This is a genomic window from Opacimonas viscosa (assembly GCF_024199005.1).
Lineage (GTDB): Bacteria > Pseudomonadota > Gammaproteobacteria > Enterobacterales > Alteromonadaceae > Opacimonas > Opacimonas viscosa.
In genome coordinates, this window is the sequence record NZ_JANATA010000012.1 from 41,818 (window position 1) to 64,283 (window position 22,466).

A 22,466-nucleotide genomic window follows, 5' to 3' on the forward strand; every position below is an offset into this window, starting at 1 on the left:
GATAATAGTGTTCACTCTGACGTTTAGTCAGAGAGATGTTTAGCGGTAAAATAACTATAAATAGGACCCCATATGTCAGTTATTGGTACTCCATTCACGGACTCTGCAACCAAAGTTTTACTTTGTGGTGCGGGTGAACTGGGTAAAGAAGTAGTCATTGAATTAAAGCGACTTGGTTGTGAAGTCATTGCTTGTGATAGTTATGACCACGCACCTGCTATGCAAGTCGCTGACCGCAGTTATACCTTTTCTATGTTAGATGAAGCAAAATTGCTGCATGTCGTACAAACCGAAAAACCAGACTACATAGTGCCAGAAGTTGAAGCCATTGCCACTCGTGCTTTGTTGGCGCTCGAAAAAGAGGGTTTTAATGTAGTTCCATCAGCTAATGCAGCTCATCTCACAATGAATCGCGAAGGTATCAGACTGCTCGTTGCTGAGGAACTAGGGATAGAAACTTCAAAGTTTGTATTTGCCGATGACTTTTCTGAGTTTACTGCAGCGATTGATACTTTAGGGCTTCCTTGTCTTGTCAAACCCATCATGAGTTCATCAGGCAAAGGACAATCCCTGATCAAAACAACTCAAGACATAAAAGAGGCTTGGGAATATGCTCAGGCCGGTGGTCGAGCAGGTGCTGGTCGAGTCATCGTAGAAAGTTTTGTCGATTTTGATTATGAAATTACGCTGTTGACTATCCAGCATGCCAATGGGGTGTCTTTTTGCGAACCAATTGGGCATACCCAGTTAGAGGGGGATTACCAAGAATCTTGGCAGCCACAACAGATGTCACCTAAAGCGTTGGCAAAATCTAAAGAGATTGCCGAGCAGGTTACCACTGCATTAGGTGGGTGGGGGTTATTTGGTGTGGAGCTATTCATAAAAGGTGACAAGGTCATCTTTAGTGAGGTGTCTCCTCGACCGCATGATACCGGTATGGTCACCATGATTTCACAAAATTTATCTGAGTTTGCACTGCATGCACGGGCATTTTTGGGCTTACCTATTCCCAACATCGATTTTTATGGTCCATCAGCATCTGTTGCGTTAGTGGCCTTTGGTCAATCCAAACAAATGAGTTATGGTAATCTTGCGGAGACTTTAGCTCAGCCTGGCACTGACCTGCGTTTATTTGGTAAGCCTGAGGTGAATGGTACTCGCCGTATGGGGGTAATGCTAGCCCGAGGTGAAACTATAGATGAGGCACTGGCTAAAGGTAACAAGATGAAAAAAGCGATTACCAAAAAGTTTTAGCCTTTCACTGCACGGTAATGAAAGGTTTTTATAATTACCTAAAAAAATGAGAATTCCCATGCTGACCCGTAACTTCCTGCGTTATACCATTCTGACTTTGACACTTGTCGTGACGAGTCCAATAAGTCTAGCAAACACTACTTTAATTAAAAATGTGAACGGCTATACATTGAATACCCAAGGGGACTTGGTGCAATTTTCACAGATAGCGTTTAAAGATGACAAAATTATCGCTGTAGGTAACACGTTTAGTGTAGGGGCAGTTGATCGTACGATTGATGCACAGGGTCAAGTCATGCTGCCTGGGATTATTGATGCGCATGGACATATGCTGGGTTTAGGTGAAAACTTATTATCAGTTGATGTGCGCTCGGCTAAAAGTGAAGCAGAGGCTGCACAATTAGTGCAAAACTTTATTGCGGCGCACACGGACTCAGCTTCTGAGTGGGTTATTGGGCGTGGTTGGAACCAAGTTTTGTGGCCCAACAAACAATTCCCAACCAAAGCGAGTCTGGATGCATTAAATATCGACAAACCGATTGTGTTATCCAGAGTCGATGGTCATGCAGTTTGGGTCAACACTGTAGCCTTGGAAAAAGCGGGAATAACGGCCACAACACCTAGCCCCTCAGGTGGAGAGATTGTTAAAGATGCAGCGGGTAACCCAACGGGGTTACTGATTGATAATGCCTCGTATTTGGTTGAAAAACTTATCCCAAAACCTGATGCAGCCCAATTAGCTGAACAACTCCAAGCAGCAAATGAACATTTATTATCGCTCGGCATTACGAGTATGCATGATGCTGGCATTGGTCAACATGTCGCCGAATTCTATCAAGCCCAAGCCGCTGCAAATAAGCTACACGTCAGAATTTATGCGATGCTAGCTGCGACAGACAAAAACTTATCAGCCATGCTATCCCAAGGGCATATTGCGGATGCCAACGCAATGCTTTCCATTCGCAGTGTGAAAGCATATGGTGATGGGGCGCTTGGTAGCAGAGGGGCGGCTTTGTTGGAGCCTTACAGTGATGATCCCGACAACCACGGTTTATTAGTGACCCCTCAAGAACAATTACCCTCACTGTTTAGGGAAGTTCTGGGTGCTAATTTTCAATTAAATTTCCATGCGATAGGGGATAGAGCAAATCGTTTGGCATTGGATGAATTTGCAAAAACTTTCGCGATTTTTCCAGAGAATACTGAACGCCATCGTATAGAACATGCCCAGGTTGTAGCGGTAGAGGATATTCCAAAGTTTAAAACCCTTGGAATTATCCCTTCTATGCAACCGACTCACGCAACTTCAGATATGAATATGGCCGAAGATCGGGTCGGTAAAGCGCGTTTAAAAGGCGCTTATGCTTGGCAGACATTCCTGACACAAGGCTCTAGAATTGCCTTTGGTTCGGATTTTCCAGTAGAGCTAGCACATCCGTTTCATGGTTTGCACGCTGCTGTAACACGTCAATCTGGCGACAACATCCCAGAGTCAGGCTGGATCCCAGAAGAAAGGGTGACCTTGGAACAAGCTTTACGAGGTTTTACCCTTGACGCTGCCTATTCTGCTTTCCAAGATGATATTTTGGGGACATTAGAAGCGGGTAAAAAAGCCGACTTTATTATTATCGACCGTGATATTTTTAGCATCCATCCCAGTAAAATTAGAGATACTCAAGTATTGGAAACGTGGGTCAATGGAGAACAGAAATTTCGCTTGTGAGACATACACTTATTTAGCTAAAAGCTGAAATAACTAGCGGGGTATATATGCATTTTGTGAAATGCTTTTAGCCCATTTTCTTATGCTAAATCGCAACCCTGTGATACTCAGTATCAATGCGGATAAAGCGAGAATAATATTCCAAATACTGTTGAATGAACCGTTATTTGGATAATCCATAAAGTGCAGTTTTAGCATTAAATCATGCCAATCCCAATACTCATCTAAGACTCGAATACGTTCTCCAGAATGAGCGCGATAGATAGCGCTATAAGTTTTGAAAGTGATTTCCCAGATGCTATTTTCTTCGCCCCTTAACACATCTTTCCCCTCTTCATGGAACGTTATACCGGTAAAATCTGGATCCGATGTCAGTGTATACCATCTATTCTCTAAATCTGCTTTTGACCAAGATATGGGCATCCCAGCACTATCTGTCAGTGTGATATCATTTTTTTGATAAGGGTGTTTTGTGGCCGTGCTGTGCCATTGTATCAGTGTTTCTTGGAAGTTTGTCGCAGGTTGCCAGGTGACTTTCTTAAACTCAGTATCGACACCAAACAAAAGCGTAGTGGATAACGCAGCTAAAGTCTGTGGGCTGGTAGCATCTGTATTCGCTAAATAAGATGTATTTATGGAATTAGAACGATATAAATTATTTGGTAAGTTCGGATAATCTTTTATCGCTAATGGAATAAAGCTGAGATATATACCTGAACCTAACCAAATCATCATTTGAACGCCAACAACACAAGCGCTCATTTTGTGGATTTTTTGCCAGTGTTTTAAGCGGGCTTGTTTGATTTTTTGAATTTTTCCTTTATGTACTTTAAGCCTCAGCCACTGTTGTTTTCGCAACCGAAAATACAACGTGCCCAGCCCCATTCCTACAGCAATAAAACCAACTACAGCGACGAACTTTAATAAAATATTGTGGATGTTTTCACCATCGTCATAATCCATTATGTGTAAGCGCCAAAAAACATCAAAAATACGCCACCAAAGGTGTCTAACCGTAACGACTTCGCCTGTTGACTCATGCATATACAACGTCAGATCATCAAAGCGGTCAAAAGTCACCTGATAGACATTGGTATAGCGAGAAGACACCTCCTTTGGCGCTTTATCTAAGAATCGGATCTCTCTGATTGGATCTGTACTTAAAGTGACTGCAATCTCTTTAATCTGCGTTGCAGTAAGCTTGGGCAGTGTCTCACCTGTCGATGCAGAAACAAGCGTTGCGGCATAGGGGTTAATACTATGTTTGACCTTAAATACTTGTTCTCCTCTAAGGAATTCCGCTGAAATCGCGACTGCATCAGGATAGCGTGTATGCAAGGTGTTTATGGGATATGTGAATTGAGTAAGATCTAAGTTCGATGGTTTAGGAAGGTATGTTTCACCGTGGATAACATGGATATTTATGCTTACCATATAAAGACCGGTTAGGGCCCAGACAAAGAATTGCCAACCCACCAGCAGCATGAATCTTTTATGCCAACGATACCAAAAAGAAGAAAAGGTAAAACGTTTCGCTGAATGGGTTTTGTCCATAATTATTATTTTTTTTTGAGTTATCTTTAGAAAAGCATGAGCTACAGGCTAGATTAACAGCCATAGTAAGTCGGTACTAGTATTTATTTGTTGGGGTGTTCTATCAAGTGACTCTTTCATCCGACTCTATATGAGAAGTTTATATAAGAACTTTATACGAGAGCTCTATGGGACTGGTGTTTGAGGGAGCTGAGCGGATGCTTCGTTATTTTTTTTAGTGGTTGATTCATCTGATACAGCACGTTCTCCCCATTTGATTTCATAAAACACATCCAAAGCATTGCTTGCACCACTGGTCGCTTCTAGATAAAGGTTAGGTAACCATTGGTAGCGTAAACCAAACTCAGTGATAGCTGAAAACACACCCACCCGATACTCTATGCTCAAGCGATCGTTTAATTTACCAGACACGCCAATTTGGGTTTGTTCACCACTGCCTTGCGTGGCAAATTGTAAATCATCCACCCCAAATGCATCACCAATTTTACTGACCGTATCTTCACTGCGTCCCAAACCAAATCCCAATAAAGCATTGGTTAATAACACTGAGTTATCTTCATCAGAACTGGCATCTAGCCCCTTTCCGCGGATCAGATAAGACAATATATTGGGGTTTTCGAGCATGGGCTCTGAAAACAAACTTGCTTTTAATTGATTAGGGTTACCGGTGATCTGTAATCCAGCTATAGTAGAATCAGCCATATTTTTGGGATTACGGATCGCTTCAATATCCACATAGGGTAAGTTAACTGGCCCAGTAAAGTTTAAACTGCCTTTACGAATAAGTAGATCTTGGCCATAGGCCGCATAACTCCCATCGACAATATTAATTTCTCCCATAACGAGTGGGCTCTGGATATTGCCACTGACATTCACATAACCATTGAGTGCACTGGCAAAATCTAAAGCAGATAGTGTCACTGTATTTTGTTTTAAGGGATCCACAAAAACATTGACGTTAGTAGTGATATTTAAGCGTTCAGAGTCTTGGTTTTGGGTATCAAATACATGTTCCAGTGGTGTTGTGAATTGAATATCAGGATGGGGTGTTTTGGCACTTTCCGGCAATTTTTCAATATTAATCGCTAATTCAGGGATAATGACTACACCCGTAATGTCAATATCCGAAGCATTTTGCACCAGTGCTAAATTAGCACTTGCTAGACCAGCTAGATTTTTAAACTGAGGAACAAACGGTGCAAACACACCTAAATTCACTGAAAACAATTCTGCGTATAATTTCGTTTGTTCAGTGCGTTCTATCTCGAGTGCAATTTTACCTAACCTATCCCCAGAGACTTCTGTCTGCAGTGAACCGGTAAGAGTCGATATAGGTTGTGAAATATCCCAAATCATATCTCCCGTAAGTTGCGCAGGACTCAAGGTTAAGCCTAAGTTGTCATACTCCCAAGTGCTTTGTGATAAATTAGCCCCAAGCTGAACTTTGAGAGCTTGTTTCGCTAAGAGCGAGGCATTGAGTTGAAGCGTCATCACGCTATCTGTTTGTAGATTTGCTAAAATAGGAGAGGGTACTACCCGTTGCACAAAATCGAACATACTTTGTAAGTTGAGTGCATCAACACTGAGTTGTGTCATTAGGGTTGGTTCTGAGCTATACAACGTCAGTGGCGCAAATTGGATTGTGCCAAGAGGAATCAGATGAGTAGTGGTGCTTGCCTGGTTTTGAGAAGTACTGTACGCAGCAGACGCTAACGATATATCCAGAGCAGAAGTCTGTAATAGCCCTTGAGCGTAGTCTAGCGAAAATAGGCTAGGGGCAAGGGTAATGTGTAAATGCGTTTTAGGCAGAGCAAGTTGGACTTGGGTCTGACCTAAGTTAGCACGTAGACTACTGACATCTGCAGAAACCTCTAGCGCAGTATTGAAGTCATCTATAGCCATACCTTGTGCGACTACGCCGTCAAGTGTAACCATGGCTGTTAGCTGCAATTTATCTTTGCCAATTGTTGTATTTGTGGATAATTTCAACGCACTATCTTCACGTACATCAACAGCATGTGCAGTGAGGTGTTGGCTCAATTTTTTACCATTGAATACCCATTCTGTGAGCGCGGCAATATCGTCAATTTGCAACGCCGTTTCGACCTGTATTCCAGTATCAGGGGTACCTGAAATCTGAATGTTATAAGGGTTGCTGGCAAAATTTAGGGAGCAATCTTGACTAGTCATTTGGGTGAGTTCTAGCGTGATAGCACAGCGACTAAAAATATCATTTAGTTGAATTTCGGGGGTTGCATCATGGGACTGTGTGTCAGTAAATACCAATGTTTTTAGCGGAATGTCGAAAGCAGCACTGAACGTATTTTCGTGACTATTTGCACGTAAAAAACCTGCTCCAAGTGCAACCTGTATATTCTGATAAGAGTATTGAAAAGGTGCCCAGTTGATACTCATATCCAAGGGAACATGTGCTTTGCGTAAATCTCCTGCTATTTTGACGTTGGTGTTGATTAAGCCGGTTGTAGCGATATTAATCGTTGGATTCAAAATAAATCCCGACGATTTCCATACGACATGCTCAATCGGGTTTACCATTTTTGTTGAGACGACTTCTGGAGAAAACCACTGAGCATCAAAGGTCAATTCATGGTTGTAGAGGTCGTTGATTGAACCGTTTACCGTCCAAGCGAAATCCTGATGTTGTCCAGTAAATGTGGGGATTAAGATCTCTGTTTGACCGGGCTTTATCTGTTTGAGTATGAGATCTAACTTGACGGTCAAATGCTCTAACAAAGGAGACTGGTCATGTTGCATAATGTTGATGCTATCAACCAATAACGCTACCTCTACTGAATTAATGGGTATTTGGAGTTCAGGTAGCTGTATATTTTGTAACGTTGAGCTGTATGCTTTTTGCAAGTTAAAAAGCTTATCTACATGAGTATAAATATGTGTTTGCGCGTTTTGAATTTGACCTGTGACTGTTTGTAAATAATGGCTCAAATCAAAAGAACTCGTCAAGTCTTGGGGGGGATCGATCGATTTATAGGTATTTGATACTGTGTTCTGGGTCGGCGCCCCGCTTGCATTTTTAGCGGAAGGAGGGAGAAGAATACTCAAACTTTCAAGATGTAAATCAATATCAGATAAATGGAGTAAATGCGTTGTCTCTGACGTGGAGATAAGGATAGGTTTTAGATTCAAGTTAGACAGTTGTAATTGCGACTTATCCAAGCGTGAAAAAATCAATGTACCAAGCTTTATCTCAGGAAGCTGAATCGGCAACGGCAGCGTTAACGATGATTGGGGCTTTTCTTGTGCAGTGCTGGCTTGAAGCCTTGTTGCTAAGACATTTATGGAGCCTATCTCAGTTTTACTTAGACAAATCCTCTTTTGCCATATACATGATAACTCCACGCCGAGTGCGATGTCTTGAACGGCTATATCGAGTATTTCTGTGGAAACACGCATAGAGGCTATCTCTAGCTCAGAAAATATCGTACCTGTGACATTCTTAATGTGTAAGCCTGGGATTTTATTGGCAGTACTGACGAGCCATTTTGTCCCTGCCTCGGAATTCAATAAACCCACCATTATGGCTAGTAAGATCATTACTGTGCTAACCAACACCATGAGACTGAATCGTAGACGGCGCCAAATAGGAGTCTTGTGGATTGTTGGTGAACTCATAATAATGGCCCCATCAGCAAATGAACGCGCCACGTATTTTCTAGGTCGCTATGTCCCCTAGACACATAAAAGCGGATTGGGCCAACCGGTGAACGCCAATGTGCACCGATGTTGGCACTATATGCTTGGATAGTGTCTAATGATGTACGTGCACGTAGGGCATCTACTCCAAATGCAATATGCCAGTCATCGTTAAGCGTTGTGAAAACTTCTTGTTGGGTACTTATTATCTGTTCTGCTCCGGTATCAACTCCTGTAGCATCCACTGGAGAAAGTGCCTGGAAAGCAAAGCCTCTAATACTTTGATCTCCCCCACCGTAAAAGCGAATAGTTGAAGGGACAGTAAAAAAATCATCCGCTGCCACCATGCCAAAATCTACAATACTGAGCCAGCTAAAAGCAGGACGATTATCTGTCGCATCAAGAGGGACCAGCCATTTGCCTCTAGCAGAGAATTTATACAGTGTTTGATCACTTAACAAGCTATCTTGAGTTGTCGCGAATGTGATTGTTTTTCGTGTACCTTGGGTCGGGTAGAGTGGATTATCACTTTTTAACAAGGTCGTACTAGCTCCGAAAAATAGGAGTTCAGAATAGTTGCGTGATGCAGAGCCTTGGCGAAATTCAGCATATTCATAACGGGTAAATAAATTATGCTGCCATTCATTATCCCCCCAAGCAAAGTAGCGCTGTACCCCAATCGACGAGGTCAAACTTTGCGTATCATTACGGTCAATGTTTTGCACACCCGCTTGCAGCCCTAAATAATCTTTGTTGGTATCAGCAAAAGGGATTTTATAAGTAAAGGTCGCTTGTTGTTCAGGTACAGATAACTGGGCATAAGCACGCAAACTATGGCCCGCATCATTTAATCTCGGACGAGTCCATGTGAGTGATGTGCGCAAACCATCGTCGGTTGATATTCCAGCCCCAAGATCAATCCAGTGCTTTTCTTTTTCGGTGACATTAACATGGATATCTACGGTATGATTTTGGGTATTTCGTGACGCAATATCAGGCCGAATCGAGACTTGCGAAAAATATTGGGTTTGTTGTAATGCTTTGGTCAGGGTGTTTAGTTGGCCAATACTGTATGCATCACCCGGCGCAAACTTTATCAGATCAAAGATTAATTCTGGATTGATAGTGGTGTTGATTAATTTGATCTCTTGGATGTTATAGCGCTGTCCTAGTTTGATATTGAACGTGACAGTTACCGCTCGTCCTCCGTCAATGACGGCAACAACCTGTTCATTTAGCTCAATATCAAAGTAACCACGAGCGATAGCCTGTGTGTAAATATTATCAATAAATCCTTGATATTCTGATTGCTGAAACGGCCGATTTAGCATCGCTTCAAATGCTTTTATCTGCGCTTGGAGCACGGGGTCGTCAGAAGTTATCAAGCTGTCCGAAAAGGTCACTTTCTGCAGTAAAGCTGGTTCGATGTTAATGGCCTCAGCTTGCCAATTCTGGCAATTACTTGCATGTTCTAATTCGAGTTGTGTTATTTGGGTCGCAAATAAGCCATCACTATGAAATGCCTCAAGTATGATTTTACCCAGTACCCGTTGTTGCCTTTGGGCATTTAACGGCGTTACAGCAGAGCAGTCAGGGTAGCCGGTATAGTTCGCTAATGAGAGTGCAATATTGGTTTGGACCGATTTCGGGATGAGCGCATCCTCAGGGAAAGATATGGTGGTTTTTGCCGTTGCTTGAAATGCAAAAATGCTGCCCAAGGTTAACAAGGCGTAAAAAATACGCATGAGCGAATTGCTATGTTTTACTTTCGCAAAGCAGTCAGAGAAAAGCGCTACATAAGTGAGCATGAATAAAAACAGTTCCTTGTTTTATTGAATCAAGAATGACTCTCTAGATACGTTGTTACATTTTAGAGTGGTACTACTTATAAAATACCATATCTCGCCACTCATGATCATCCTCTAGTTTATTTTGAAAGGGGTGTAATGTGAAAGAGACGATATTATTGCGTTCAGCTTTGAAATAAATAAATGCGTCTTGGGCAGCATTTTGGTTGTCCCAACGAATAATCCATGTGTGTTCTGCAAATGGCTCTAAGCGTCCTGTAAGTGAAGACATTTTTTCGGATGTGATCCGCAGCTGTCCTTGTTCATCCATATCAATTAATAGACCTGAAAACCATTGGTCAGCAAAGTAACCCGCATATGCTTCGGGTGAGAATAGTGTCTTACCTGTTCCTTTTGGTTCAGGGTACGTTCTTTTTAGGTAGCGCTGTTCAGCTTCTTTTTGTGCTTTAACAAAAAAGGCTTCCCAGTTGCGAGTATCAATACTCTCCCCCTTATCATGTTTAGTAATATCCGCGTTAATAAATGCTTTGAGTATCGTTTGGACGATGGTGGAGCGCACACCATAATTTGACCCATTATTTAACACGACAACACCGAGTTCTAATTCTGGGATCATCGCTGCATAAGCTTGAAATCCTGATAAAGTCCCAGTATGTGAGATGAGTGCATACCCGTCGATATCCTCAATACGCCAACCGATTCCGTAAAATTTCTGGGTCGTATTATTCATCAATCGACTGCGAGGATAAATAGGCATTTGGGTTTGTGGCTGCCACATTTTTTGTAATTGCGAGGGTGAAAATAAAGCTTCGCCACGCGCTGTTTTACCTTCATTTAACAGTGCTTTTAGCCACTGAGCCATGCCATTTGCGTTGCACACGACACCACCTGCCGCTGCCGAGACAATTTCTTTACCGGTAATAGCATTACGCGGAATAGGATAAATACCTCGGGTGTCATTGTGTCCGTGGGGCAACGCCACATTACGCAGTAAGCTCTGCGGCATCGCGCCAGCATAGCATTGGATGTTGAGTGGCTGAAATACCTGTTCATCGACAAATTGTGACCATGGTACACCTGTTATTTTTGCGACAATTTCTGCTGCTGTGATATACAACGCATTGGAATAGCTGTACGTCTTTTGATAAGAGAACTTTGGTGTTAGGTAACGGAGGTTGTGAATGATTTCTTGTCGAGAAAACCCAGTAGGCTCAGGCCACAGCATACTGTCACCGGCCCCAGAAACTAACCCAGAACGATGCGTGAGGAGATCTAATATTGTGAAACTATTGGTGACTTTTTTATTGTAAAGTGTAAATTCAGGTAGGTATTCGATGACTTTGTCCTGCCAGTCAAGTTTACCCATATCCACTAATTTAGCGACACTAGCCGCGGTAAATGCCTTGGATAACGAGGCTAAACGAAAGTAGGTATAGGGATTTACTGTTTCTGGCGCAGATTGCTGGCGTAAACCATAGCCTCCTTGATGAATGATTTCACCTTGGTGGACGATAGCAACTGCTACTCCCGGTGTGACAAACGTTTTTAGAGCACTGTGGATCACGTTTTCTAATGCCACACGGCTATAGGAAGGTATTAAGTCTTCTTCTGGGGGGTTATTGTTATTTTTTTGCTCGGTTGGAATGTATGGGTAAACATTCTTTGCTTCAGAATTAGCAGGACGACTTTCACCTGCAAACACTGGCTGAGTCAATGCACAGTAACAGCAAATCAATCCGACAAATAGAAAAGTGGTAAGCTGAAATCGGAACAAAAGAGACTCACAGAATAAAAGAAAGACTATTTAACATTACTTGATAGTCAATAAAGATCAAGTCCCAATATCAAGAACCGCTTTACTATCCTTAGTGCCTTATTCGTTGAAGCCAAGCCACCCTTTTTTACGCAATACAATAAGACCAAATGCACCTATATACATACCAACGCCATAAACAGCGCCAGCTATTGAGTATTCAGGTTTAGCCAAAAATGTGACCGCGATAAGTATCGCTACTGTGGCATTTTGTGTGCCTACTTCAATCCCGATAGTTAATGCATCCTGGACATTTAAGCGACTGAGTTTGGCAAACATAATGCCTATAGCCGTAGCTATAATATTTAGGCTAAGCGTGACCATAAATATATTAGGGAAAGCTTCCCAGAGAATTTCCCGTTCTTTGTAAGCAATAATCGCAATCATAGAAAATAAGAAAAACGTCGACAAATGCTTAAAAAAACTCTCTGAACGAAGCGCAAAGTTTAGAGCGAATTTACGCACTAACATCCCCACGCCGATTGGAATCAGTGTGATAACCAGAAGACTTAATGAGGTTTTAATGAGTGAGAATGTTTCATCCGGAGTAATAGCAAAATAATCAATACTAAAACGGATCAGCCAGGGGGTGGTTATAATACAAATCACAGATGTCACTGCGGTGAGGGTGACCGATAAAGCAATATTCGCTCTGGCGATATGACTTAGCAGGTTGGATGAAGTACCACCAGGACAAGCCGCTAAAATCATCAAACCAATCGCAATGTGTGGCTCCAAGGAAAAGGCCAGGGCCAAACCAAATGCAACCAAGGGTAAACCGATCAACTGACCTAGTAAGCCAACGGATACGGTTTTTGGTGTGATTAATAAGCGTTGAAAATCCGCTACCGTCAAGGTCATGCCCATACCGAACATAATGAGCACGAGGCTTGCTGGTAATAAAATTTCAGTAAAAACTGATGCTTCCATGTCTGGCTCCTAGCTCATTTTTTTGAGTATAGATTTAGGAGCGATCCGCAAGAACCATTGTAAAAATGCCCATGGCCAAGTAGGCACATAAGAGTTTTCCCCTTCTTTTTCGATGGCTTTTACCATGGCTTTACAACCTGTTTCGGTATCCACAATAAAAGGGACTTTTTTCACTTTTTCATTGATTTCACTGCGAATGAAACCGGGATGTACGGTAGACACTTTGATTGGTGTGCCCAGCAGATCTATTCGCAAACCTTCAGACATTGAAGATAGCGCGGCTTTGGTGGCAGCATAGACGGTCATCGCTCGACGATAACTACTTACTGCACTGATAGATGATATAGTTACTAAGTGACCAGCATTTTTAGCTCGAAATATTTCCATAGCGGCTTCGCATTGCGCCAAAGCTGCTACGAAATTGGTCTCAGCAGTTTGTTTGTTGGCATAAAAATACCCAGTACCGATAGAGGCACCTTTGCCCATCCCTGCATTGACAATAATTCTATCCAGTCCACCCATTTCTGCATCAAATTCTTTGAAAACAGAAAAGACAGCGTCATGGTCATTGACATCAAGTGCTTTAATTAACACTTTAATATTTGGATTAATCGCCAACAGTTCAGTTTGTAGTTCGGTAAGGCGTTCGACTCTTCTGGCACATAACGCGAGATTTCTCCCTAACTTTGCAAATTCAATAGCCATGCCTTTGCCCAAACCAGAACTGGCACCAGTGATGAGTATATTTTGTCTTGTCATTATTCTTATTATCCTGCTTGACGAATGATTTTACGGCATCTGTGGAGAAGGTATTGCGTAAAGAACCACAGGTGTTTGAATGCTGGATTACGAGTTTGTTTGTGATGATAGCGATAATAGATTTGTAATACAATTGCGGCTAGGCGAAACAAACCATAGACTTCATAAAAAGCAATATTGCTAACATCAGCTCCGGTTTTTTTAGCGTAATATTTGATGACTTCTTTACGTGTCAACATCCCCTCTAAATGAGTGGGCTGACGGCGTGTACTGGTGGCAATAAAGTCATCATCGGCTTGGACCCAATAGGCTAGGGTATTGCCCAAATCCATTAGCGGATCCCCCAAGGTCGCTAATTCCCAGTCTAACACCCCTATGATTTGGGTCGGATCAGAAGGATCTAAAACTAGATTATCAAAGCGGTAGTCGTTGTGAGTTAAACAGATGGTTTCCGTAGTTGGCATATTTGCGGTTAACCACTTCATGATACCGTTTGCACTTGGGACATTCCAGGTTTTGGCTTTGCTGTAGCGGTTACACCAACCTGAAATTTGCCTTTCTACATAACCACTGCCCTTGGCCAATTTATCAAGCTCTGCAGCTTTATAATCCACTTGATGTAAGCTAACTAGCCCATCGATAGCGTTGGTGCAGAGGGTATTTACTTGGCGAGTGGAAAGTTGTAGCGTTTTGGGCATGTTTTTTCGTGGAATGATGCCCGAGAGTTTTTCCATGACATAAAACTCAGTACCCAAAACATCGTCATCTGCGCAGTGCCCCAACATTTTGGGCACCAAGGGATACACGTTTTTAATCGCGTTTTGTAGGCGATACTCACGCCCCATGTCATGGGCGCCTTTGGCTTTAGTACCAGCAGGGGCCCTGCGTAGGATAACAGACTGCTTTGGATACTCTAAACAGTAGGTCCAGTTCGATGCCCCACCTGCGTATTGAGTGACGGATGGTGTTCCTGATAACCCGATATGTTTGGTCAACCATGGTGTCAGTGTAACTAACGGTAATTCTTCACCGGGACGCACATTGCGGGCTTTATCGAGTACCGAATTAGGCTGTGTCATGGCGTCCCTTATTTATATTTTTTTAGCTCTAAACGTGAAACCATTGCCATGTGCACTTCATCAGGGCCGTCGGCAAGTCGTAAGCTCCGAGCGCCGGCCATAAATCGCGCTAACGGAAAATCATGACACATACCACCACCGCCGTGAAGTTGTACACTCATATCAATAATTTCTTGGAGCATCTGTGGGACGACAACTTTGATAGCACTGATATCTGTCATTGCATTCTTGACCCCTAAATGATCAATTTTCCAGGCAGCTTGTAGGGTTAATAATCGAGCTTGTTCAATTTTCATCCGAGCCATAGCGATGCGTTCTTTATTACCACCTAGCTCGGTAAGAGGCTTACCAAATGCCGTTCTCGACAATGCGCGTTTAATACCTAGTGCCAAAGCTTCCTCTGCCATACCAATAGAGCGCATACAATGATGAATTCGACCTGGACCGAGACGCCCTTGGGCAATAGCAAAACCTTTGCCCGGACCCATAATCAGGTTTTCTTTGGGGACTCTGACATTATCTAAAACCATTTCACCATGCCCATAAGGAGCATCATAATCGCCATAAGCCGTTAACATACGTTTTATCGTTAACCCTTGACTATCCAACGGAACAATGACCATAGAGTGTTGCGCATGACGGTCGTTTTCAGGGTTAGATAGTCCCATAAAAATAATAACTTTTGCATTTGGGTGGCCTAGCCCTGTCGACCACCATTTGGTTCCATTGATAACAATGTCATCACCATCAAAATCAATCCGAGCTTGCATATTGGTGGCGTCACTTGAGGCAACATCGGGTTCGGTCATACCAAAAACAGAGCGGATTTCCCCCTTCAATAAAGGCATCAACCAAGTGGTTTTTTGCTCATCCGTACCAAAATGGTATAGCACTTCCATATTGCCAGTATCTGGTGCATTGCAATTAAAAATCTCAGGAGCAAACAAATATCGGCCCATCTCTTCGGCAAGTGGTGCGTACTCCAAAGTCGTCAGCCCCTGACCGTATTCAGCATCTGGTAAGAATAAATTGGCTAAACCTTCTTGTCGGGCGAGTAGTTTGAGTTGTTCAATTTGTGGATGTAACCGCCAATTTCGCCAATCACCATGGGCATTGTGGGTATGCATAAATTCATACACATCATCCGCGATAGGAGCGATATGTTCGTTGATAAACGCAGTTAAACGAGCAAGGTATTCTTGAGTTTTGGGTGCATGAGAGAAATCCATGGTTGTCTCCAACAAAGTATTATTTTTCTTTAATTCAAGAGTACTTTATTCGGTCTATAAATCCAATTTAGTTTGATTAAGCAGAACTATTCAGCAAACAAATAAAGGAAACCCTCTGATAACAGGACGATATCAGAGGGTTAATGGGGGCGTAAACAAGATTATTGTTTACAAAGCAAATAAGTAAGTAGGTATAATTTAACCGTTATGCTGGTAGAAATTAAGGACAAGAAAATTTCTACGAATATACCCTTGTTGGTATTTTTACTAGAACGCAGTAATGAAAATACTCACCCAGATATAAAAAAAGATACACCACTCACTTATTTCACAAATAGAGTGTTGCAGTTGTCATGCCACTTATTTTTGTCAGTAAAATCAATGGTATAAAAAGGCACTTTTTTTTACTGTAAAGAACTTAGACAGGTAGTTGACCCCAAACGAGGTTTTTGAAGTGTTTTCGGCACATTGATTCGTAGCGCTCATTACCGCCGACAACTACTTGGGCACCACTTTTACTTGCTTGTCCGTTTTCGTCTATACGTACTACGAAGTTCGCTTTTTTTCCGCAGTGACAAATTGTTTTGAGCTCGGTCAGTTTATCTGCCCAGGCCAGCAGATAATGGCTACCAGAAAATGTTTCGCCTAAAAAGTCGGTACGTAGGCCGTAAGCTAATACAGGGATATGCAAATCATCCACAATATGAATTAATTGCATGACTTGTTCTTTGGCAAGAAACTGTGCTTCGTCGATAAAGATAGCGTCGATGCTTTGCGTGGCGAGCTGTTGTTGGATGGTCTGATAAAGATTCGTGTCGTTGCCAAACATTAGCGCTGGCTTACTCAAGCCTATTCTCGAGGTGATTTTGCCCTCACCAAAACGGTCATCTAGCTGTGCTGTAAACAGTAATGCAGTCAATCCACGCTCTTCATAGTTGTATGCGGATTGTAATAATGCAGTTGATTTACCTGCGTTCATTGCTGAATAATAAAAGTAGAGTTGAGCCATGTTGGGTCCTTAAATAACTAGCGTGCATTATTCAGGAGTTGCTTATTAATTGCAAAAAAACTCAGGGACTGACTAAAGAAAAAGCATGTCATCTAGGGTAAAATAAAGGTCACTCGAAAGTGACCTTGTTGGTATTTAATAAGCGCAGTGTTTATCTATAATCAAGCTGCATCTGTGATATCTACAACGACTTTTTCGCCATTTGCGTCAATCAGTTCTAAATCAAAAGTAAACTCATCCACACGTACAGCTAATTTACGCTTTTCGTTATATGACAGTAACGCCGCGACATCTTCGCTGGTCAGTTCTTTGGCTATCTCTAGTTGTTGCACTGCGTGTTCAAATGACACGAATGGTATAACGGGAGTAGAACGAAGTGCTTTGCGAACTTTTTTCAATAGTGGCATCACAGCATGTTTTGCTAAGAACGCTTGCTCGTTGATGTCATTACCATCACCAGGGCGAGTAACCACTAAGTGTGTTAATTCTTTCTTGATAGAACTATCTTTAAGCGCTGCCACAGATAACTCACGGACCAAGTCGTCATTAATACTGCTAGTGCTATTGGTGTATGTATTCGTGATTAAACGCATCAAGCCACGTGTTGGTGTATTCGGGAAGTTGTTAACAAATTCCACGATAGCTTTTTCTGCTTGGCTCAATGACCATTGCATTGCATATTCAAAATACGGTTTTGCCTCAGCTCGGTCAGATACACGCTGCTCGTAATAACGAATGGTCGCCATTGCGCCATAGGTATAGCTCATGACATCACCTAAACGTGCAGAGAGTAATTCTGCTTTTTTCAAATCCCCACCAAGTACTAACAAAGACAAGTCAGCTAAAGGTGCCAATTTAGCAGATAAGCTGTTCAAGCGTTGCTCGTATTGACGCACTTCAGGTAGCTCTGATTCTGCAGAGCGTAACAATGGAAGATAGGCGTTCTTCATACTGCGGAATGCATTTTTAACACTGAACCAAACGGTTTTACCGAGGACTTTATTAAACGGTTTATCAGCGGCGGCATCATCAGAGTGAATGAGCTCTACCATCTCTTGCAGATAAGGGTGGCAGCGCATAGCACCTTGACCAAAGATCATTAAGTTGCGCGTTAAGATATTGGCACCTTCTACCGTGATCGCAATAGGTAATGATGCATAGCCATTGGCCAGTGTATTTTGTGGCCCGCGTTGGATCGCTTTACCCGCTTGTACATCCATGGCCTGATTTACCACGTCTCGACCCAACTCAGTCATATGGTATTTAGCAATAGCTGTTACCACTGAAGGTTTTAAACCTTGGTTCAACCCTTCTGTCGTCAACACACGCATCGCTTCTAATAAGAACGTTTTCCCTGCAATGTCAGCCAGTTTTTCTTGGATCCCTTCGAAACCGCCAACAGGCATGTTGAATTGTTCACGAACAAAAGAGTATTCAGCTGTAGATTTGAATGAACTTTGCGCAGACGCTACCCCCATTGCAGGTAATGAAATACCGCGACCAGCACCTAAACAGCTGACTAACATCTGCCAGCCACGTCCGATGTTTTCTTGGCCACCAATAATGAAATCCATAGGGATGAAAACTTTATTACCACGGGTTGTACCATTGTAGAAACGAACGCCCATTGGGTCATGACGGTTCCCTAATTCTACACCAGGGTGGCTTTTTGGAAGCAGGGCACAAGTAATACCTAGCTCTAATTTATCACCTAAAAGTTGCTCCGGGTCGAAGACCTTAAAAGCTAAACCGAGAACAGTCGCAATCGGTGCTAAAGTAATATAACGTTTGTCCCAAGTCACTTCTAGACCAAGCACTTCTTCACCGTTGTACATGCCTTTGGTCACAATACCGGCATCAGGAATCGACCCTGCATCAGAACCAGCCTCAGGACCCGTTAGTGCAAAACAAGGAATATCCGTACCTACGGACAAGCGAGGTAACCAGTAGTTTTGCTGTTCAGCAGTGCCGTAATGCATCAATAGTTCACCTGGACCTAGAGAATTAGGCACCATGACGGTAACTGCAATTGCACCACTAGCTGTTGCGATTGTTGCTACGATTGTTGAATTGGCATAGGGAGAAAATTCTAGACCACCAAATTTCTTTGGAATGATCATAGAGAAAAATTTGTTTTTACATAAAAAATCAATGATAGGTTGAGGGATATGTTTTTCATTCATCAATTCAAAATCATTGATCATGTCGATTAATTCGACCACCGGACCCTCTAGGAAAGCCTGTTCATCTGCACTGAGTGTACCAGTCGGTAAGTTACGCACTGCATGCATATCTGGCTTACCTTGGTAGATTGAAGATTCAATCCACACATCACCGGCATCAAGTGCTTCTTGTTCAGTAATTGAAATCGGTGGCAATACTTTTTTTAAACTCGTACGTAGGCTCATAACGTTGCTCTCTATATTAATCTAATAGTCAATCTTGACTCATCGGTCATCTGACCAGTTAGGTTTAGTATGGCAAAAGGTGATTTATTAGTCAAGTTTCTGTTGTCAAAAAATATTCAGAGGTGGGCTTTTCCGAGTTCATTTACGTAAACAAAGGATAAATTTCTGCTGGAGAAAAAAATGAAAAATGAGATGGAGAGCCGTTTCTTGTTGAGCGTCTATGAAAAGATCAAACAACATGGTGTAAAAGAAGGCTTAGGTCACCACTTGGATGGCATAACAGCCTATACTGACCATGACGGCTACACTTTATTTATAGAAGATGCACTAGTGAAGTTACGCTTTGGTTTTCACAATCAATATACTTATGACTATGCAAAAACAGAACACAAAGAAGCATTTGATAAAAAACTAGAAAATATCAATAAGGCTTACTAAGTCCAGCGTTCTAGTTCCTTTTGTAAAGTAATGCTATGAATGGGTTTACTAATATAACTGTTCATACCTGCGGATAGACATTTGGCTTCATCACCCTCCATTGCATGTGCTGTTAGTGCAATGATAGGGATGTTTTTGTAGGTACTGTATTGTACTTCGTTACGGATCCTCTTGGTGGCCTCATAACCATCTAGTGAAGGCATCTGGCAATCCATTAAAATCACGTCAAAGCTATCTACTTTTTGTTCAAGCATAGCTAGCCCTTCAATACCATTGTTGGCAACCATTGTTTCGTAACCAAGCTCTTTTAGCATTTCCAAGGCGACTATTTGGTTAATTTCATTATCTTCAATCAATAACACTCTTTGTTTGCGTGAGGTATTGATATTACTAATGAAAGGCGAGAATAAATTTTGTCTTTGTTTTTGATAAAGACGCAGCGAGTTAAGCACATAACGGTCTTCAGCGTTATAAAAATAACCATTAAACCCGACTGCTTTGAGTGTATCTTTCACATGCTTCTGCTGGCTGTACAAGAAAAAGCCTAAATCAGACGTTAGATGCTCTTTACACATTTTAATTAATTCACCAGCAGGAAATGCTTCTACGTAATCAGTAAATACAATCGCTTTGAAATTCAGGCGGGTTTGGATCTGGTGCATGAATTGTTTTACGTTAGTCGCGAGATGAGCAGAGATGTATGTCTCTTTGTCTAAGTATTTTTGCAGATGCGAAAAGTGCTTGTCGTCACCGACCAACAGCACATGCATATTCTCTTCTTCGAGCGTAGATAGTGAAGATGACTGCAGGTTATCAATGGTAAACCAAAACTCAGAGCCTTTAACGACGTTAGTATTGATCCCTATATCGCCACCAAGTATCTGAGCAATTTGTTTTGAAATGGCTAATCCAAGCCCCGTTCCACCGAATTGTTTGGTTGATGATTGGTCAAGCTGAGTGAACTCAGTGAAAAGTTTGCTTGCTTCTTCTTTTGGTATACCAATGCCTGAGTCTCGAATAACAAACTTTATTTGCTGATTAGCAGTTGGGGTGACTATCACATCAACAGAGCCTTCAGTAGTAAACTTAATTGCATTGGTACAAAGGTTAAGTAGGATTTGTTTTAATCTAGCAGAGTCTGAATGTACTGCTAGGTCATAAGAATTTGTGATCGTGAACGTCAGTTTTTTCTTGCTAATGCGTTCAGCCAGTTCCGATTCTAGCTCTTTTAACAACGTATCTAAATTAAAGGTGTTGTTTTGCAAAGATAATTCACCGGCTTCGATTTTAGAAAAATCTAAGATGTCATTAATTAGATGCAGTAGGGATTCACTGCTTTGTTGTGCTATTTCAGCATATTTTCTTTGTTTAGAAGATAAATCAGTACCTAACATCAGCTCAAGCATACCGATAACGCCATTTATAGGTGTTCGTATTTCATGACTCATATTGGCTAAAAATTGGCTTTTTGCTCGGCTCGCCTCAAGCGCTTTTGACTCTGCTTTTTTCAGCACAGTGATATCTTGAAAGGTCCCTCTTAGTTTCACAACATTATCATTATCAAAATCAGCATACCCGATGGCATGCACCCATATGTGATTATTCTTTGCAGTGATAAAAGGTAGCTGTAAATTCCAAGGTGAACCATCCTTAAGTGCCTTTTCGACAGCTGCTTGAATCACAGGAACCGCTTCTGGGGCGTAGTATTGAATAGCTGTTTCAACTGCTATTGGTGTGCCGATAGGGATTTCGTGAATACGGTAAACTTCATCGGACCAATTTAGGTGATTTGTCTCAATGTCTAGTTCCCAAGCGCCTAATTTTGCCAGTTTGGACGTTTCTGCCAACGTGATTTTTTGGCGTTCTGTTTGTTTTTCTAAAGCAACAATTTCGGTAATATTTTTACCAATATACAAAAAACCTTCAAGTGCTCCATCTCGTGAATACAAAGCAGACATGGTTAAGCTGATATGTAATTCTTCTTTGGATTTGGTGTGAAAAACAAAAGTATGCTCTTTTTGTTTATAGTGCACCGCCGCTTTTTGCAGAGCTTGGATGTTATGCGGAATATCTTTTTGTAATTCTTGGGTAATGTCTGCAGCAAACTTAGCCATTTCTTTGCTGCTAATAAACAGATTCATGGTGCCATTGGTAACGACTTCATAAAATTGCCAACCGAGTAGTTCAGCTGAGTACTCATTAAAGGTTTGAATAATACCGTTCGTGTTTGTCGAAATAATAATTTGTTTCGCAGAGTCTAAAATGGCTCGTTGTAGATTGTTTTTGGCACGCAACTGGCGCTCAAATGATTTTCTTGCGCTAACATCTGATTCGATAAACATATAACCCATGAAGACATCATCTTCAAAAATAGGTTGGCAATTGAGTTTGACCCAAAATGTTTGGTGTTTTTTATTTTGTAATACTAACTCACCGTTGTAAGTACTACAGCTCTTGATGGCATGGAGCAATCTTTTTAGTTCGACTTGATTGTATTCTTCACGGATCCTGTGGCAAGGGTCACGACCCAAAAGCTCCTGTTCAGTAAACCCTGATTGCACTACGGCAGCTGTGTTACACCATTGCGTTTTTAAATGTGTATCAGTAATAAAAATGGCATTGTCCGTTTTTTCGGAAACCATTGCGACAAGTTGGTTGCGACTTTTTTCTCTGGTCAAAGCCGCTTCGGCATATGCGAGTTTTGAGGATTCTAAAATCGTAGCGATAACACATTGAATATCATCAATAGTGACAGTTTGTAAGGAAATAGTAATAGAAAAATAATGTCCC

General features: G+C 41.8%; 14 protein-coding genes. 3 read left to right on the forward strand and 11 right to left on the reverse strand.

Features of this window, described 5'->3' with window-relative positions:
* Window positions 1–72 precede the first annotated feature (72 nt).
* Together purT and NLF92_RS07915 are read left to right on the forward strand one after the other, a co-directional pair.
* Complete coding sequence (gene purT / locus NLF92_RS07910) at window positions 73–1,254, forward strand: formate-dependent phosphoribosylglycinamide formyltransferase (protein ID WP_254100573.1); 1,182 nt, start codon at window positions 73–75, stop codon at window positions 1,252–1,254.
* A gap of 58 nt (window positions 1,255–1,312) precedes the next feature.
* On the forward strand, window positions 1,313–2,977 hold the full coding sequence (locus NLF92_RS07915; RefSeq protein WP_254100576.1) for an amidohydrolase: 1,665 nt from the start codon (window positions 1,313–1,315) through the stop codon (window positions 2,975–2,977).
* Between the two features lie 33 nt (window positions 2,978–3,010).
* Here NLF92_RS07915 and NLF92_RS07920 read toward each other — a convergent pair whose 3' ends face one another.
* The 10 genes from NLF92_RS07920 to NLF92_RS07965 form a co-directional block, all read right to left on the reverse strand.
* Window positions 3,011–4,531, reverse strand: coding sequence for a PepSY domain-containing protein (locus NLF92_RS07920; protein ID WP_254100579.1), 1,521 nt, complete (start codon window positions 4,529–4,531; stop codon window positions 3,011–3,013).
* Window positions 4,532–4,696: 165 nt separating this feature from the next.
* The gene (locus NLF92_RS07925; RefSeq protein ID WP_254100582.1) at window positions 4,697–8,182 is read right to left on the reverse strand and encodes a translocation/assembly module TamB domain-containing protein; all 3,486 of its coding nucleotides are present in this window, start codon (window positions 8,180–8,182) and stop codon (window positions 4,697–4,699) included.
* Entirely contained in the window at window positions 8,179–9,948 is a 1,770-nt protein-coding gene (locus NLF92_RS07930; RefSeq protein WP_254100585.1) for an autotransporter assembly complex protein TamA, read from the reverse strand. Before NLF92_RS07930 ends, NLF92_RS07925 begins: the two co-directional genes overlap by 4 nt.
* Before the next feature lie 136 nt (window positions 9,949–10,084).
* Window positions 10,085–11,725 carry a serine hydrolase gene (locus NLF92_RS07935; RefSeq protein WP_254100588.1) on the reverse strand — a complete coding sequence of 547 codons (1,641 nt, stop codon included), beginning with the start codon at window positions 11,723–11,725 and terminating at the stop codon, window positions 10,085–10,087.
* A gap of 159 nt (window positions 11,726–11,884) precedes the next feature.
* Complete coding sequence (locus NLF92_RS07940) at window positions 11,885–12,754, reverse strand: bile acid:sodium symporter family protein (protein WP_254100591.1); 870 nt, start codon at window positions 12,752–12,754, stop codon at window positions 11,885–11,887.
* A 9-nt stretch (window positions 12,755–12,763) separates the two neighbouring features.
* The gene (locus tag NLF92_RS07945; protein ID WP_254100594.1) at window positions 12,764–13,513 is read right to left on the reverse strand and encodes an SDR family oxidoreductase; all 750 of its coding nucleotides are present in this window, start codon (window positions 13,511–13,513) and stop codon (window positions 12,764–12,766) included.
* 8 nt (window positions 13,514–13,521) lie between these two features.
* Window positions 13,522–14,592, reverse strand: coding sequence for a phosphotransferase family protein (locus NLF92_RS07950; RefSeq protein WP_254100597.1), 1,071 nt, complete (start codon window positions 14,590–14,592; stop codon window positions 13,522–13,524).
* 8 nt (window positions 14,593–14,600) lie between these two features.
* Window positions 14,601–15,821 carry an acyl-CoA dehydrogenase family protein gene (locus NLF92_RS07955; RefSeq protein ID WP_254100599.1) on the reverse strand — a complete coding sequence of 407 codons (1,221 nt, stop codon included), beginning with the start codon at window positions 15,819–15,821 and terminating at the stop codon, window positions 14,601–14,603.
* 418 nt (window positions 15,822–16,239) lie between these two features.
* Complete coding sequence (locus tag NLF92_RS07960) at window positions 16,240–16,830, reverse strand: thymidine kinase (RefSeq protein WP_254100602.1); 591 nt, start codon at window positions 16,828–16,830, stop codon at window positions 16,240–16,242.
* Between the two features lie 161 nt (window positions 16,831–16,991).
* On the reverse strand, window positions 16,992–19,238 hold the full coding sequence (locus NLF92_RS07965; RefSeq protein ID WP_254100605.1) for an acyl-CoA dehydrogenase: 2,247 nt from the start codon (window positions 19,236–19,238) through the stop codon (window positions 16,992–16,994).
* Window positions 19,239–19,418: 180 nt separating this feature from the next.
* Between NLF92_RS07965 and NLF92_RS07970 the strand changes: the two genes are divergently transcribed.
* Window positions 19,419–19,676, forward strand: a complete 258-nt coding sequence (locus NLF92_RS07970) for a DUF3081 family protein (RefSeq protein ID WP_254100607.1) — start codon at window positions 19,419–19,421, stop codon at window positions 19,674–19,676.
* On the opposite strand, the gene NLF92_RS07975 is transcribed toward NLF92_RS07970, so the two are convergent.
* Complete coding sequence (locus NLF92_RS07975; RefSeq protein WP_254100610.1) at window positions 19,673–22,354, reverse strand: ATP-binding protein; 2,682 nt, start codon at window positions 22,352–22,354, stop codon at window positions 19,673–19,675. The genes NLF92_RS07970 and NLF92_RS07975 overlap by 4 nt on opposite strands.
* Window positions 22,355–22,466 lie beyond the last annotated feature (112 nt).